This is a genomic window from Roseomonas sp. F4 (assembly GCF_053891155.1).
In genome coordinates this window covers 180,356-195,285 of sequence record NZ_JBSSHK010000002.1, presented here as the reverse complement: position 1 = coordinate 195,285, position 14,930 = coordinate 180,356, and the positions used below count along the sequence as shown (strand labels likewise).

Below are 14,930 nucleotides of genomic sequence, written 5' to 3'. Positions count from 1 at the left end.
ATGCGCCTTCTTGCCCTGCCCCTGCTCCTCGCCGCCTGCGCCACGCCGCCCTGCCCGCCCGGCATGCAGGCCGCCACGCTGGCGGAGGGCTATTTCGGCCGCAATGCGCGCGGCGCGGAGGTGGTGGACGACGCCGCCTGGGCGCGCTTCATGGATGAGGTGGTGACGCCCGCCTTCCCCGATGGCCTGACCGTGCTCGACGGCGCCGGCCAATGGCGCGGCCGGACGGGCATGGTGGCGCGGGAACGCAGCAAGGTGCTGGTCCTCGCCATGCCCGGCGCCGATGCCAGCACCGCCACCGCCCGCCTCGCCCCCGTTATCGCCGCCTATCGCGGCCGCTTTGGACAGGAGAGCGTGATGGTGACGACCACCGGGGCCTGCCTGGCTTTCTGAATCCCGTCCGCCCGGCCTATCGTCCCGGCGGATAAGGGAGAACGAAGCCATGCCGACCACCGTCAAGGACCTACTCGCCGCCGCCAATGCCGCGGTGCCGCGCATCACCGCCGCCGAAGCCCGGGCCCTGGCCGCCGAGCCGGGGACCGTGTTGCTCGATGTGCGCGACACCTCCGAGGTGAAGGCCAGCGGCAAGGCCAAGGGCGCCATCGCCGTATCGCGCGGCTTGGTCGAATTCCGCGCCGATCCGGAAAATCCGATGCACGACCCCGCGCTCGGCAAGGCCAAGACCGTGATCGTCTACTGCGCCTCCGGCGGCCGCTCCGCACTCGCCGGCAAGACGCTGAAGGACATGGGCTACAACGACGTGCGCAACCTTGGCGGCTTCAAGGACTGGGTCGAGGGCGGCGGGGAAGTGGAAAACGCCTGATTTGGTTCGGGGCCTTCAGCCGAAGGCCCCCACCTCATGCACGATGGCGGCTGAGCATTCGCGCACCTGCGCGAACAGCGCCGCCATCGGCGTGAACAACGCGGCGTGCTCCGCGGCATAGGACGCACCACCCCGCCCAGGCGCCGGCTCATGGAAATCGAGGCCACTGGCCGGGTCGGGGCGCGCAGGGAACACCTCCGCCAGCAGCGCCAAGGCGCGCTCTACATCCAGTTGCAGGATGCCGCGGATCAGCGCCTCCCGCGTCGCGCCGTGTCGCGGGCTGAATTCGGGGATCTGCACCGCCAGCAGCCAGATGCGATGGATCAGGGCGAGCCGCAGCGCATGCAGCAGCACCAGCCGGTCCGGCATGCGCGGCAGTTCCGGCCAATTGGCCCGCAGCGCCAGATGGTCCGCCTGAAGCCGCCGGAACATCCGCCGCACATCGGCCGATAGGCCCAGCTTTTCCAGCGCGGCGGAGATATGCATCAGCTCCTCCCGCCGCCCGGGCCGATGCGTGGCGCCGGCACGGTCGAGCCAGGGGCCGGGGTCGAGCGTATCCACCCCCGCCCGCAGCACGCCGAGATCCGAACAGGCCGCCGCCCGGGCCGCCATCGCCACCGCACGGGCAAAGCGCGGGCTGCGCGCCAGCATATCGGCGAAACCATCGGGATTGGCCGCGACCGCCGCGCCCATGCCGTGCAGCGTATTCGCCAGCCAGCCCATCTGGTGCAGGATGGCGTTGTTGGGAATGGCACGCAGTTGCGATGGATGGCTGATTCGCGCCGGCCCGCCCATATCGGATTGCCGCGCCGCCGGGCGTGACCCGGTGCGGTCCAGCAGCCCCGGCCCGAAGGCGCCGAGCAGCGCTGCGTAGCCCGGATCCTCCACCAGGATCTGCATCTCCCGCCGGATCGTGGCGAAGAAGTCGGCGCCGTAGTCGCTTTCCGCATAGATCGGGTCCGGCTCGGCCGGAAGCTCCGCGAAGGCATGCTCGGCGATGCGCGCGATCGTCGCCGCCGCCAGCGCCGGCGTGCCGAACAGCAGATAGCCGTCGCCGCCCTGGAAGCTGCTTTCCTCCCGCAGCTTCAGCCCGGCGCGCGTCAACGCGGCCCGCGCCTGCGGCGGGGAGAGGTAGTCAAGCCGGTCCGCCAGGCTGTCCGGATGCCCGCCCCGGCCGATGCTCTCGCCATGGGTGTCGAACAGCACCAGCTCGATCTCGGCCAGGCCATGCCGGCGCAGTTGGTCCGCCAGCCGCAGCTTCAGCCGCTCCGCCAGATAGCTGGCCGGCAACTGCCCGACATAGCGGCCGGAATCGGAATAGCCGAATTGCAAACACAGCCGGCCATGCTCGCGCAGATAGGCGCGGTAGACCGGGCTGCGCAGCGCCTCCTCCACCACCTTGTCGCCGCGTTCCAGCGCCTCCGCCGTCTCGAACAGCGGCGAGATTTCGATATGCCGTTCGATGCCCAGGCGCTTGGCCAGCCACAGCGCGCCAAGCAAAGTGTAGCCGCTTTCCGTCTCCGCGATCAGGAAACGCACCGGCTGTGACGCATCCACATGCTTGGTGATCTGCGCCACGGTCATCATCAGCCGCACGGCGGAGGCCTGTTCCGCCATCAGCGCGCCGAAATCCACCGGCTGCGGCGTGACCTCCGCCAGCGCCGCATTCATTGTGGCCAACAACCCGCGCCGGCTGGCCATGTCGTCCGGATTGGCCGTCAGCCCCAGCCGCTGGCGCAACGCATTGTGGATCTGGCTGGCATTCAGCCGGGTATGGGTATGCGCCAGCGCCAGCCCATGCCCGACCAGCCCGGCCCGGATCACCACCAGCGCCAGCCGCGTCTCCTCATCCGGCGCCGCCGCCACCGCCGCGGGAAACAGGCCGAGCAGCGCCGCCGGATTGGTCATCGCCGCCTGGCGCTGGCCGATCAGCACCTCCGCAAAGCGCTGCACCGCCTCCGCCACCGGGGTATGCGGCAACGCCTCCAACTGCTGCGCCACCGCGGCCTCGGCCTGCGCCACCCGCTCCGACAGGGCCGCGGCGCATTCACCCAGCGGCGCCAGTTGCGCGGCGATGCGCTGCAACTGCAGCCGCTTCATCGTCAACCGCAGCCCGATCGTGTCCCACCAACCAATATCGGTGCGGCCATCCGTGTCATAACCAACCCAGGAGGCCAGCAGGATCGGCGCCGGCGCCAGAGTCTGCCAGCGATCCGTCCAGATGCCCCGCGCCGCCCGCAACAAGGCACCATTCAAGACATCCAGCGCGTCCCGCCCGCGCTGGATGGCCGCCACCGCCTGCACGAACTCCTCCGTCAGCGTCGGCGCCGTGGGGCGATGGGACAGGCCGCGCGGCAACTCCGCCCCCGACGCCGCCGCCGCCACCGCGGCCCCCGTGCCAGGCGGCAGGGAAAAGGTCGGATGGGCGGTGAACACCGCCGCGAAACGCGGCCGCTCCACCACCTCCCGATACGCCGCGAAAGGCACCGGGCTGTCCTCCGGGTCCGGCCGCACCAGCCGCGTCGCCAGCACATCCAGCGTCGCCGCGCCCCGCTCCACCCCGACATAGGCCGCGATCCGCCGCGCCCGCTCCGCCGCCGCCACATCCGCCAGGCGCGCGATCAACCCGCCCACACCCGCGACATCCAGCCGCCCATCATCCAACCGCCGACTGATCGCCAGGGAAATCAACAACACCGGATCGCCAAAGGGATCGGTCGCCGCCGCCTCCCGCGCCTCGCGCAGCCGCAGCAACAACTCGCCAATGGTGTCACCCAGCTCATCCGCACCAGGCGGCCGGGCAACAGCAACGGGATCGGCGGCAAGCGCCTGTTCGGTCTGATCCATGCCCCATGCTGCACCTGCACACGACCGGAACGCCAGTGCGGATTTGCCAAGTTTTGGCGGGGATGCGTGGGTGGTTGGCAGGGAGGGCGCTGCCCTCCCCGCACCCCTCCCGCGAAGGGGCAGTGGCCCCTTCGAACCCTCGACTTAGGGGTAGGCGAAAGGAGGGGCACAACGGGCGCGTCGGGACAAGCGGACGCTCAATGCCCCTCCTTTCGCCTACCCCTTAAATGGGTTTCCAAAGGGACCACTGTCCCTTTGGCAGGGGGTGCAGGGGGACGGCGTCCCCCTGCAAAGCCACCCTCACAACCCCCGCAGAACCTGGCAAACGTGCTCGACCTGGGTGTCGGTCAGTTCGGGGAACATGGGCAGGCTCATGACTTCGCTGGCGGCGCGGGCGGTTTCGGCGCAGCCGGCGGGGCCGAGGGGGGTGCGGCCGCGGTAGGCGGGTTGGAGGTGGACGGGGGCCGGGTAGTGGATGGCAGTGGCGACGCCTTCGGCGCGCAGGCGGGCCATCAGGGCGGTGCGGTTGGGCACGCGGAGCACGTATTGGTGGTAGACGTGGCCGGCATCGGCGCGGCGGACGGGCGGCGCGTAGGGGCCGTTGGCGAGGGCGGCGTCGTAGGCGGCGGCGATCTCGGCGCGGCGGGCGTTGGTGGCGTCGAGGTAGGGCAGGCGGGTGCGCAGGATGGCGGCCTGGACCTCGTCGAGGCGGCTGTTCACGCCGATGGTGTCGCTGATGTAGCGCTCCTTCCAGCCGTATTGGCGGATGGCGCCGATGCGGTCGGCCAGGGCCGCGTCATCGGTGGAGAGCACGCCGCCATCGCCCAGCGCGCCGAGGTTCTTGGTCGGGTAGAGCGAGAAGCAGGCGGCGTCGCCCATGGTGCCGACCTTGCGGCCGGACAGGGTGGCGCCGTGGGCTTGGGAGCAGTCCTCGATCACCATGACGCCGTGTTCGCGGCAGGCGGCCAGCATGGGGTCCAGGTCGCAGGCCTGGCCGTAGAGGTGGACCGGGATGATGGCGCGGATGGGCGGCAGACCGGGCGGCGGGTCGTTGAGGACGGCGACGAGCTCGTCGGCATCCATGGTGAAGGTGTCCGGGTCGATATCGACCAGCAGCGGGGTCGCGCCCGTCATCTCGATCGCGGCGACGGTGGCGACCGCGGTGTGGGAAACGGTGACGACGGTGCAGCCGGCGCCGATGCCCATGCCGCGCAGGGTCAGCATCAGCGCGTCGGTGCCATTGGCGCAGCCGACGGCGCGGGCGGCGCCCTGCCAGGCGGCGAATTCCTTCTCGAAGGCCGCGCCTTCCTGGCCGAGGATGTACCAGCCGGAGTTCAGCGCGCGCAGCACTGCGGCGTCGATCTCCTCCTTATTGGCACGGTAGCCGGCGCCGGGATCGGCCTGCGGCACGGTGATGGTAGTGGCGTTCATGGGCGTGCCTCCTGTTCAGGCGACATATTCGGCAAGGCGCGGGCGGTACCATTCGAGCGAGCGGCGCAGCCCGTCATCGACATCGACGCGCGGCCACCAGCCGGTGGCGGCGCGGAAGGCGCGGTCATCGGCGGCGTAGCTGCCGATGTCGATCTGCGCGCGATCGGCCGGGAAGGTCTTGGTCACGAAGCTGCCCTGGCCGCCATTCGCGGCGATCAGCCGTTCGGCGAGCTCGTGCAGCGACAGGGGCGGCGGGCCGCCGATGTTGAAGACCTTGCCATTGACCTCCGGCCGGCTGGCCTGGAGGCCCGCGCGCAGGAAGGCGTCGGTGACGTCGTCGAGATAGGTCAGGTCGCGCAGCTGCTCGCCACCCCAGACCTCGAAGGGCTCGTTCTCCAACACGCGGCGGATCCAGATGCCGAGGAAGGTCTGCTTGGCGTCCTTGATGCGCAGGCGCGGGCCGTAGCAGTTGGTCAGGCGGAGGGAGACCACCGGGCGGCCGTGGACGCGGCTTTCCAGCAGCCAGTACTGTTCGCCGGCCCATTTGGAGACGCCATTGGCGTCTGGTGGGTTCACCGTGTGCTTCTCATCCACCGGCAGGTATTGCGGGCGGCCATAGAACTGGCGCGTGGAGGCATGCACCACCGTGGCCTTCGGCGCCGCTTCGCGCATCACGCCGATCAGCCGCACCTGGGCCACCGCGTTGATCGCGATGTCGGAGACCGGGTCCCGCTGCCCGCCCATATGGCTGGTCTGGGCGGCCATGTTGAACAGCACGTCGATGCCGTTGCAGAGGCTGTGCAGCTCCGCATCGCGGATATCGCCGCGCACCAGCATCACGTTGCTGCCTTCGAGGTTCAGCGGATTGGCGCCGCCCTCCGGCTCCATGGCGTCGAGCGCCACCACGCGGGCGCCTTCCGCGGCCAGGGCATGGCACAGCCCGCTGCCGAGGAAGCCGGCCCCACCCGTCACCAAAACGCGCTTGCCGCGCCAGCCGTCCATTGCTTCGAATTCCTCAAAGGTCGCTTACGTGGCCCTCTCCCCCCTAAGTGGGGAGGGGGCTTTCATCGTTATCCAGCCTGTCCCAGCCGCTGGCCCGCATACCGCGCCGCCCGGATCGGGCCCCACCAGGCCTCATTCTCCAGATACCAGCCCAGCGTGTGTTCCAGCCCGCTTTCGAAATCGTACTTCGCCGTCCAGCCCAGCACCTTCTCAGCGCCGGAGGGGTCCATGGCGTAGCGGAAATCGTGGCCCGGGCGGTCCTTCACGAAGGTGATCAGACGCTCCCGCGGCCCGGCCGGGTCCGGCCGCAGCCGGTCCAGCACGGCGCAGATGGTCTTCACCACCGCCAGGTTGCTGCGTTCCTGGCGCGGCCCGATGCAATAGGTGCCGCCGGGCTTGCCGGCGCCGAGCGCCGCCAGGCACAGCGCCTCCGCATGATCCTCCACATGGATCCAGTCGCGGATATTGGCGCCGTCGCCATAGACCGGCAGCGGCCGCCCCTCCAGCGCATTCAGCGACACCAGCGGAATCAGCTTCTCGGGGAATTGCCAGGGCCCGTAATTGTTCGTCGTGTTGGAGACGAAGGCCGGAAAGCCATAGGTGTGGTGCCAGGCGCGCACCAGATGGTCCGACGCGGCCTTCGAGGCGCTGTAGGGGCTGCGCGGGTCATAGGCCGTGTGTTCGTCGAAGGGTTTGGCGTCCAGCGTCTCCAGCGACCCGAAAACCTCGTCGGTGCTGATGTGGTGGAAGCGGAAGGCCGCCTTTCGCGAGGTGTCGAGCCCGGACCAATAGGCGCGCGCGGCTTCCAGCAGCACCTGGGTGCCAACGACATTGGTGCGGATGAACTCCGCCGGGCCGTCGATGCTGCGGTCGACATGGCTTTCGGCCGCCAAGTGCATCACCACCTCCGGCTGCCACTGCGCCAGCACGGCGCTCATCGCCGCCGGGTCGCAGATATCCGCCTTCACATGCACATGGCGCGCATGGCCCCGCGCGGCGCCCAGCGCCTCATGGCTCGCGGCGTAGGTCTCCTTGTCCACATTCACCACCACATGGTCGGTGGTGGCGATCAGGCGGCGGACGACGGCGGAGCCGATGAAGCCCAGGCCGCCGGTCAGCAGGATATTCATGGAGACTCCTCGGTCGGCACATTCATGGCAGCGGATTGCGGCAGCCCCGCGGCCAAGCCCGGGCGGCGCCATGGCCGGGCATGAATTTGCCCGGCCCGGTGCCCGCGGTCGAGGGGGGCATCACGCCGGCGCGAGCGCCACCCCGGTGATCTCCACCTTCCAGCGCGGATCGACCAGCGCCGCCTCGATGGTCATGCGGGCCGGCTTGGCGCCGGGGTCGAGCCAGGCATCCCAGGCGCGGTTCATGGCGGGCGCGTCGCGGATATCGGCCAGCACGATGGTCACGCTCATCAATGCGCGCTTGTCGGTGCCGGCCTCGGCCAGCAGCGCGTCGATCTGCGCCAGGATATCGGCGGTCTGGCCCTCCGCATCCAGCGTCGGGTCATCGGCCACCTGGCCGGCCAGCCAGATGATGCCGCCACCCATCACGGCGCCCGACAGGCGCTGCTCCTCCGCAATTCGCCGGATCATCCCGATGTCTTCCCCTTTCAAAACGACACGGCGCAGGGCACATCCCCCACCGGTCAGCGGAGCGTGCCATGCAGCGGATGATCGACAAAGCCGTCCTCGCCAGCCGGCACCTGCTGGTGGTGTTCTTTCTCGGTCTGGCGGTGGCGCTGGCGATCTATGCGCTGGGCTTCCTGGCGAAACTCTGGAAATTCGCCGGCAACGCCCTGACCGGATCGGACAACCGCCAGCTTCTGGACCTGCTGCACTTGCTGGATTCGGCGCTGGTCGCCTCCCTCGTCGTGACGGTGATGATCTCCTCCTACGACAGCCTGGTCTCCCGGCTGGGCAAGCATGAGGATGCGGAGGGGGTGAGCTGGGTCGCCAACATCGACCCCGGCAATCTGAAGATCAAACTCGCCTCCGCCCTGATCGCCATCTCCTCTATCCATCTGCTGCAAATCTTCATGGAGGTGACCAATTACGACGACCGTTCCGTGATGTGGGGGCTGGCGATCCATGGGATGTTCGTCGCCGGCGCGGTGGCGCTGGGCGTGCTGGACCGGCTGACGAAGAAGTAGCGATGACCGCGATCCGAACCGCGAGGCCGGAGGACCTGCCCGGCCTGCTGGCGCTCTATCCGCACCTCAACCCGGGCGACCCCACCCCGGACCCGGCGCGGGCGGAAGCCGCCTGGGGCGAGATGCTGGCCTCCCCCCTCATCAGCGTGATCGTGGCGGAGCGGGAGGATCAGATCGTCGCCTCTTGCACCCTGATCCGCGTCCCGAACCTCACGGTCGGCGCAAGGCCCTATGCGGTGATCGAGAATGTGGTGACCCATGCGGCGCATCGCCGCGAAGGGCTTGGCCAGGCGGTGCTGGCGGCGGCGCTGGAGGCTGCCTGGGCGGCGAATTGCTACAAGGTGGGCCTCGCCAGCGGGTCCCACCAGGAATCCACACTGCGCTTCTACGAAACGGCCGGCTTCACGCGGAATGCCAAGACCTTCTTCGAGGTCAGGCGGGCCTGAGAAGCAGTCAAAGGATTAACCGCCCCGTCGCATCCTGGGCCTGGCGCCTCAGGAGAAGCGACATGTCCGAAAAGCCCTTATCCGCCCCTCGCCCCCTGCCGGAGGCGGAGCTGTCCGCCGTGACCGGCGGCTATGGCTGGCTGTCCAACCCCCTGCAGGACATCCGTGACAGGCTGGCCCGCGAGCATCCGGAGGCCACGAGCCCGGGGTCCGTCGCCGACCAGATGGCCGCCTACCTGCAACAGCAGCGCGACGCGGCGCTGGGCGACGCCATGGGCGAAGGCTGACCTCAGCCGGCCAGATGCGGCCGGCGCACCCAGCGCGCCAGAAGCCCATCCACCGGCCCGGCGATGACCGACACGGCCCAGAGCACGCCCGCCGTCAGCACGATGGCGGGGCCCGAGGGCAGGTCCAGATGGTAGCTGGCCAGCAGGCCGAAGACCGCCGACAGCACGGCGATCGCCACCGCCGCATAGGCCATGCCCGACAATTCCCGCGCCCAGTGGCGGGAGGCGACGGCCGGCAGCATCATCAGCCCCACCGCCATCAGCGTGCCCATGGCCTGGAAGGCCGCCAGCACGTTCAGCACCACCAGCACCAGGAACAAGGCGTGCCACAGCCCGCCGCGCACACCCTCCGCCTGAGCGAAGCCGGGGTCGAAGCATTCCAGCGCCAGCGGCCGCCAGGCGAGCGCCAGCACCGGCAGGGTCAGGGTGGCGACGCCGGCCATCATCAGCAGCGCAGGGTCATCCACCCCCAGCACCTGGCCGAACAGAAGATGGGTGAGGTCGGAGGTGCTGCCGCGCAGCGACACCAGGGTGACGCCCAGCGCGAGGGCGATCAGGTACAGCGCCGTCAGCGCCGCATCCTCCCGACCCCCCGTGGCACGGGACAGCGCGCCGGCGCCAACGGCCACCAGCAGCCCCGCCACCAGCCCGCCGATCGACATGGCCGGCACCGAGAGCCCGGCGATGAGAAAGCCCGCGGCGATGCCGGGGGTGACGCCATGCGCCAGTACCTCCGCCGTCAGGCTGGTTCGCCGCAACATGAGAAAGACGCCGAGCAGCGGCGCCGCCACGGCCAGCGCCAGGCAGCCCACCAAGGCGCGGCGCATGAAGCCGAATTCCAGAAACGGGCCGAACAGGAAATCCACCGGCGCTAGGCCGCGCAGGCGGGGGCGGATTCGTCCCAGGCCTCGGCCATCATCCGGGCCCGCAGGCGGTTATGGGCGGAGAGCACCTCGGCCGTTGGGCCGCAGGCAATCGCCTCCCGCGCCAGAAGCAGGCAGTCGGGGAATTCGCGCTCGACCAGATCCAGGTCGTGCAGCACGGCGAGCACCGTGCGGCCTTCCCCATGCCAGCGGCGCAGCACGGCCAGCAGGTCGGCGGCGGTGCGGGCATCGACGGCGTTGAAGGGCTCGTCCAGCAGGATCAGGTCCGCATCCTGCACCAGCAGGCGCGCAAACAGCAGGCGCTGGAACTGGCCGGCGGACATGGCGCCGACCGGGCGCCGCGCGAAGCCGCCCAGCCCCACCGCCTCCAGCGCATGTTGCGCCCGGTCCCGGTCCGCCACGCTGGCGCCCCGGAAGGCGCCGAGGCGGGACCAAAGACCTTGCAGCACCACATCGAGGCAAAGGATCGGAAAGGCGCGGTCCATGCCGGATTGCTGCGGCAGCAGCGCCACGCGCGGCTTGTGGCCGGACATGGTGACCCGTCCCTCATCCACCCGGTGCAGCCCGGCGATGCTGCGCAGCAGGGTGGTCTTGCCGGCACCATTCGGCCCGACGATGGCCGCCAGCGACCCGGCAGCGAAATGCGCGGAGACGTGATGCACCGCCGGATGACGCTGATGCGTCGCGGTGAGGTTGGCCAGGTCGACCGCCGGCCCGCGCGGCAAGGTGCCGCTCATGCTGCCATCGCCCAGGCCACGGCCGCCCAAAGCCCTGCCAGCACCAGGGCCGCCAGCAGCAGGCGCGCCCCGACCCCGGCCGACAGGGCAAGCGGATCGGTCAGGGACAGGCCGGACGAAGGAGGGTTCATGGTTACCTTATAACGTTCACAGGGGTCCTGGGCAAAGGCCCCGCGGCGGACTACCTGCGCATGCGATGCAGGACAGCCCCCCGCCCTCCGCTTCCCTTCCCTCCGTCGATCCGGAGGCCCCCCTGCGCCTGGCGCTGCGCCGGCATCGCGCCGCCGCCACCGGCCTTTTGGCCGGCATGGGGGGGCTGTTGCTGGGCAGCTACGCCCTGCCGCCCAGCTACGCCACCGACCTGTTGCAGGCCGCCGCCAAGGCCGGCGTGGTCGGCGGCATCGCCGACTGGTTCGCGGTGACGGCGCTGTTCCGGCATCCGCTCGGCCTGCCCATCCCGCACACCGCCATCATTCCCCGCCAGAAGGAAAGGCTGGGCGCCGGACTCGGCCGCTTCGTGGCCAACCACGTCTTCACCGAAGCCGAGGTCGCCCGCGTTCTGTCCAAGGTGGACCTGGCGCGCGTGCTGGGGGATTTCTTCTCCGACCCCGCCGCGGTGCAGCCCGCCGCCGGGGCGCTGGCCAAGGCCCTGCCGCGCATCCTGGCGAGCCTGGAGGATGGCCGCGCCCGCCGCCTGCTGGGCCGGCTGCTGCCGCGCATCGCCGGCGGCCCCGGCGCTGCCCGGGTGCTGGCCCGTGCCCTGACCGCGCTGATCGAGGGCGGCCGGCATCAGGAAGTCTTCGACCTTGCCATCGGCCAGCTCAAGACGGTGCTGGTGGCGAAGGAAGACCAGTTGCAGACCGCCATCGCCGCAAGGGTGCGGGCGGAAGGCGGCGCGCTGGTCGGCTGGATCGCCGGCGCGGGCATCGCGCGCCGCGTTCTCTCCGCCCTCAATGCCGAGTTGGATCGCGTGCAGCCCGGCGATTCCGACCTGCGCGCGGCCTTCGAAACCTGGATCCGCGCCGAGATCACCCGGCTGGAAACCGACCCCGAACGCGCCGCCGCCGTGGGCCGTGCGCTGCGGGAGGCCTTGTCCCACCCCACCGTCGCCGCCTGGCTCTCCGACATCTGGGGCCGGCTGCGCGCGTCGCTGGAGGCCGATGCCACCAATCCGAACGGCCGCACGGTGCACGCGCTGCAAGCGGCGCTCGGCAATCTGGGCACCATGTTGGCCGAGGACCCGGCGGCGCGGGACCGCCTGAACAAGGGCGCCGAACGCGCTTTGATCGCCCTGCTGCCGCGCGCCCGGAATCAGCTTTCGGACTTCATCGCCGGCGTGGTGCGAAACTGGGACACGGCGACGGTGACGGAGAAGATCGAGCTGCGGGTCGGCAAGGACCTGCAATATGTGCGTATGAACGGGACTCTGGTGGGCTTCCTGGTGGGCGGGGCGCTCTATGCGGCGCTGACGGCGGTCTTTGGGCGGGTGGCGGGGTAGGTCACGCGCCGCGCGATCCATCTCATGAAATCGCGTTCAGTTTAGTTTTTTGGAATGGATTGGGGCGCAGCCTGAGGTCGTCATCCAGTGAGGAAAACGACCCATGCCGAACCGCAACGCCACCCCCGCCCCGCAGCCCCTGCTCTCCCGCGACCCGCTGCTGGCGCTGATCGACAGCATGTATCTCGCGGTGATGCGGCGCCTGTCGAAGGCGCATTGAGGTCAGGCGGGCCTGTGGCGTAGCAGATAGGCGCCATAGGAAACGCCGTCCGCCTCACGGACCTCGTCGAGCACCAGGAAGTTCCGGGCGAGATAGGCGCGCCCCTCCGCGAGGGAGGGCCAGTCGATATCGTCCACCACCAGAACGCCGGATTCGCTCAGCAGGGCCGACCAGCCGATGATGTCGCGCAGCGCCTGGCCAGGCGCGTGCGAGCCGTCGAGATGGATCAGATCGAAGCCTTGGCCGGCCAAGGCGAGACGCGCCTGGTCGGAGGGTATCTCCAGCATCCGGATATGCGGCATCAGGCCAAGCCTGAGTCCGGCGACGTGGAAGCGGGCCTTGACCAGATCGAAGTCGAGCCTGCTCCAGTAGTCGTCATTGGTCCCGGTGGTCGGCTCGGCGACGGCGACGTCGCGCGACCAGGGCTCGACGCCGAACGTCACCCCATCCCAGGCGGAAATCACCGCCGCGATCGGCAGAAGCGACTTGCCGCCATACACCCCGATTTCCAGCGCCCGCGTCACGCGCCGGCTTTCCGCGAGATGCGCCAGCCAGAGTGCCTTTTCGCGGCTGCACCACCCATCGGCCGCCTGCCAGGCCATCAGTGCCCGGTCCTGCGGCGCGGCCTTTGAGAAGCCGTCGAAATCTACCTCCACCTGCGGCATGCCGGCGTAGAGCTCGCGCGTCCTTCTCTCCAGGATCACGACGCGGTCCTCAAGGTCGCGGATACGCGCCTCGCGGTCCCGGACCGTATCCTCCCGCTGTTCGAGCTTGATCGCGTAGTCGTCCTCGATCTCCCGGGTCGCCGCCTCTGCATTCTTGACGGTCATCTCACGCAGACGGACCAGCTCCTCCAGCGCCTTGATCCGTGACTCGCGCATCAGAAGCCAACCCCGTGCCTCGCGCGCGCTCGCACCCGTCACGTCGCGGAACACCCGCTTCACGCCTGCGGAGACATTCATTTCAAGTCGCCATCTTCCGTCTGATTCATCGCAGGGTCGCCCATTGCCGCCTCAATAGGCCACCCTGTCCGCCTTCCCCGCCCATTCCTCAAACACCGTCAGCGCCTCCGCCCCCAACAGTCGCTGCATCGGCAGGCTGCGCGCCTCAATCGGCTTCGGCACTTCCTGGTAGAGAAATTCATCGTCGAAGCCGATCGCGGCGGCCTGCTGGCGGTCATTCGCATAGACCACGCGATCGCAACGCGACCAGTACAGCGCGGCCAGGCACATCGGGCAGGGCTCGCAGCTGGTGAAGACCGTCGCGCCGCACAGATCGAAGCGGCCCAGCGCCGTGCAGGCGCGGCGGATGGCGACGATCTCGGCATGGGCGGTGGGGTCGAGGGTTGAGGTCACCTGGTTCCAGCCCTCCGCCACCACCCTGCCCTTCAGCACCACCACGGCGCCGAAGGGCCCACCCGCGCCGCCCGCCATGCCGCGGCGGGACAAGGCGATGGCGTAGCGCATGAAATCCTCATCGGTCATCGGCCACCTCGACGTGCGGGGGCATAGGCCCCACCTTGCACCCCGGAGGGTCCCCGATGCCGCTTGCGCTGTCCATTCTCGACCAATCGACCATCGCCTCCGGCCGCGGTGCCGATGATGCGATCCGGGAAACGCTGGCCCTGGCGAAGCTCGCGGACCAATGGGGCTATCGCCGTTACTGGCTGGCGGAGCACCACAACAGCGCCTCCCACGCCGGCACCGCCCCCGAAATCCTGGTGGCCGCCATCGCCGCCACCACCCAGCGCATCCGCATCGGCACCGCCGGGGTGATGCTGCCGCATTATGCCGCGCTGAAGGTGGCCGAGCAGTTCCGTGTGCTGGAGGCGATCGCGCCTGGGCGCATTGACCTCGGCGTCGGCCGCGCCCCCGGCTCGGATGGTCGCACCGCCTATGCGCTGAACCCGGACGCGGCCCAGGCGGGGGACCGCTTTCCGCAGCAGGTGCAGGATCTGATGGGCTGGCTCGGCGACGGGCTGCCGGAAAGCCACCCCTTCCGCATGGTCGCCGCCAATCCGGCGATTCCGACGCGGCCGGAGGTTTGGATTCTGGGCAGTTCCGATTTCGGCGCCCAGCTCGCCGCCTATTTCGGCCTGCCCTACTGTTTTGCCCATTTCATCACCGATGGGCGTGGCAGCGAGGAGGCGATGGCGCTGTACCGCGAGGGTTTTCGGCCGCATCCCGGGGTCGCGGGCCGGTTGGCCAAGCCGCAGGGCGTGGTCGCCGTCTTCGCCCTGACGGCTGCGACGGAGGCCGAGGCCTTTCGCCACTTCAAATCCCGCGCCATCTGGCGCCTGTCCCGCGACCGCGGAATCTACCCGCCCCTGCCGAGCCTGGAGGAGGCCGAGGCCTATCCCCTGACGGCGGAGGAGGCGGCGAAGATCGAGCGCATGCGCGCCCGCGCCTTGGTCGGCGCCCCCGAACAGGTGGCGACCCGCCTCGTCGCGCTGGCGGAGGCGCATGGTGTGGAGGAAGTCGCCGTCCTTACGCCCTGCCACGACCCGAAGGCGCGCCAGGAGTCATTCCGGCTGCTGGCGGAGGCGGTCACCGCGCTGCAAAGGGCCGAAGCCGCCTGACCTGGCGGCCCGTGGCGCG

At 69.9% G+C, this 14,930-nt stretch carries 17 protein-coding genes; 7 read left to right on the top strand and 10 right to left on the bottom strand.

Features of this window, described 5'->3' with window-relative positions:
* Entirely contained in the window at positions 1-393 is a 393-nt protein-coding gene (locus ACVFYP_RS08370) for a DUF3574 domain-containing protein (RefSeq protein ID WP_499199707.1), read from the top strand.
* 49 nt (positions 394-442) lie between these two features.
* On the top strand, positions 443-823 hold the full coding sequence (locus ACVFYP_RS08365) for a rhodanese-like domain-containing protein (RefSeq protein ID WP_499199706.1): 381 nt from the start codon (positions 443-445) through the stop codon (positions 821-823).
* A 15-nt stretch (positions 824-838) separates the two neighbouring features.
* Here ACVFYP_RS08365 and ACVFYP_RS08360 read toward each other — a convergent pair whose 3' ends face one another.
* From ACVFYP_RS08360 to ACVFYP_RS08340, 5 genes are all read right to left on the bottom strand, one after another.
* Entirely contained in the window at positions 839-3,670 is a 2,832-nt protein-coding gene (locus ACVFYP_RS08360) for a phosphoenolpyruvate carboxylase (protein ID WP_499199705.1), read from the bottom strand.
* Positions 3,671-3,970: 300 nt separating this feature from the next.
* Positions 3,971-5,101: a DegT/DnrJ/EryC1/StrS family aminotransferase gene (locus ACVFYP_RS08355; RefSeq protein ID WP_499199704.1), complete on the bottom strand. Its 1,131-nt coding sequence runs from the start codon at positions 5,099-5,101 to the stop codon at positions 3,971-3,973.
* A 15-nt stretch (positions 5,102-5,116) separates the two neighbouring features.
* On the bottom strand, positions 5,117-6,103 hold the full coding sequence (locus ACVFYP_RS08350) for an NAD-dependent epimerase/dehydratase family protein (protein WP_499199703.1): 987 nt from the start codon (positions 6,101-6,103) through the stop codon (positions 5,117-5,119).
* A 68-nt stretch (positions 6,104-6,171) separates the two neighbouring features.
* A complete protein-coding gene (gene rfbB / locus ACVFYP_RS08345; protein WP_499199702.1) occupies positions 6,172-7,233 on the bottom strand; it encodes a dTDP-glucose 4,6-dehydratase in 1,062 nt (353 codons plus the stop codon).
* 120 nt (positions 7,234-7,353) lie between these two features.
* Positions 7,354-7,704, bottom strand: coding sequence for a RidA family protein (locus tag ACVFYP_RS08340; RefSeq protein WP_499199701.1), 351 nt, complete (start codon positions 7,702-7,704; stop codon positions 7,354-7,356).
* A gap of 68 nt (positions 7,705-7,772) precedes the next feature.
* Between ACVFYP_RS08340 and ACVFYP_RS08335 the strand changes: the two genes are divergently transcribed.
* The 3 genes from ACVFYP_RS08335 to ACVFYP_RS08325 all read left to right on the top strand — a co-directional run bounded on the left by ACVFYP_RS08335 (position 7,773) and on the right by ACVFYP_RS08325 (position 8,994).
* Entirely contained in the window at positions 7,773-8,261 is a 489-nt protein-coding gene (locus tag ACVFYP_RS08335; RefSeq protein ID WP_499199700.1) for a YqhA family protein, read from the top strand.
* Between the two features lie 2 nt (positions 8,262-8,263).
* Complete coding sequence (locus ACVFYP_RS08330; protein WP_499199699.1) at positions 8,264-8,707, top strand: GNAT family N-acetyltransferase; 444 nt, start codon at positions 8,264-8,266, stop codon at positions 8,705-8,707.
* A 62-nt stretch (positions 8,708-8,769) separates the two neighbouring features.
* Positions 8,770-8,994: a hypothetical protein gene (locus ACVFYP_RS08325; RefSeq protein ID WP_499199698.1), complete on the top strand. Its 225-nt coding sequence runs from the start codon at positions 8,770-8,772 to the stop codon at positions 8,992-8,994.
* Between the two features lie 2 nt (positions 8,995-8,996).
* On the opposite strand, the gene ACVFYP_RS08320 is transcribed toward ACVFYP_RS08325, so the two are convergent.
* From ACVFYP_RS08320 to ACVFYP_RS08310, 3 genes are read right to left on the bottom strand one after another with little or no spacing between them, the layout of a single operon-like run.
* Complete coding sequence (locus tag ACVFYP_RS08320) at positions 8,997-9,821, bottom strand: metal ABC transporter permease (RefSeq protein ID WP_499199697.1); 825 nt, start codon at positions 9,819-9,821, stop codon at positions 8,997-8,999.
* A 44-nt stretch (positions 9,822-9,865) separates the two neighbouring features.
* Entirely contained in the window at positions 9,866-10,615 is a 750-nt protein-coding gene (locus ACVFYP_RS08315) for a metal ABC transporter ATP-binding protein (RefSeq protein ID WP_499199696.1), read from the bottom strand.
* Complete coding sequence (locus ACVFYP_RS08310; RefSeq protein ID WP_499199695.1) at positions 10,612-10,746, bottom strand: hypothetical protein; 135 nt, start codon at positions 10,744-10,746, stop codon at positions 10,612-10,614. The genes ACVFYP_RS08315 and ACVFYP_RS08310 overlap by 4 nt, the downstream gene beginning before the upstream one ends.
* 65 nt (positions 10,747-10,811) lie before the next feature.
* Between ACVFYP_RS08310 and ACVFYP_RS08305 the strand changes: the two genes are divergently transcribed.
* A complete protein-coding gene (locus ACVFYP_RS08305; protein ID WP_499199694.1) occupies positions 10,812-12,113 on the top strand; it encodes a DUF445 domain-containing protein in 1,302 nt (433 codons plus the stop codon).
* 222 nt (positions 12,114-12,335) lie between these two features.
* Here ACVFYP_RS08305 and ACVFYP_RS08300 read toward each other — a convergent pair whose 3' ends face one another.
* Together ACVFYP_RS08300 and ACVFYP_RS08295 are read right to left on the bottom strand one after the other, a co-directional pair.
* Positions 12,336-13,268: a class I SAM-dependent methyltransferase gene (locus tag ACVFYP_RS08300; protein WP_499199693.1), complete on the bottom strand. Its 933-nt coding sequence runs from the start codon at positions 13,266-13,268 to the stop codon at positions 12,336-12,338.
* A gap of 78 nt (positions 13,269-13,346) precedes the next feature.
* On the bottom strand, positions 13,347-13,817 hold the full coding sequence (locus tag ACVFYP_RS08295) for a nucleoside deaminase (protein ID WP_499199692.1): 471 nt from the start codon (positions 13,815-13,817) through the stop codon (positions 13,347-13,349).
* Positions 13,818-13,873: 56 nt separating this feature from the next.
* Between ACVFYP_RS08295 and ACVFYP_RS08290 the strand changes: the two genes are divergently transcribed.
* The gene (locus ACVFYP_RS08290; RefSeq protein ID WP_499199691.1) at positions 13,874-14,911 is read left to right on the top strand and encodes an LLM class flavin-dependent oxidoreductase; all 1,038 of its coding nucleotides are present in this window, start codon (positions 13,874-13,876) and stop codon (positions 14,909-14,911) included.
* The last annotated feature ends 19 nt before the right edge of the window (positions 14,912-14,930 follow it).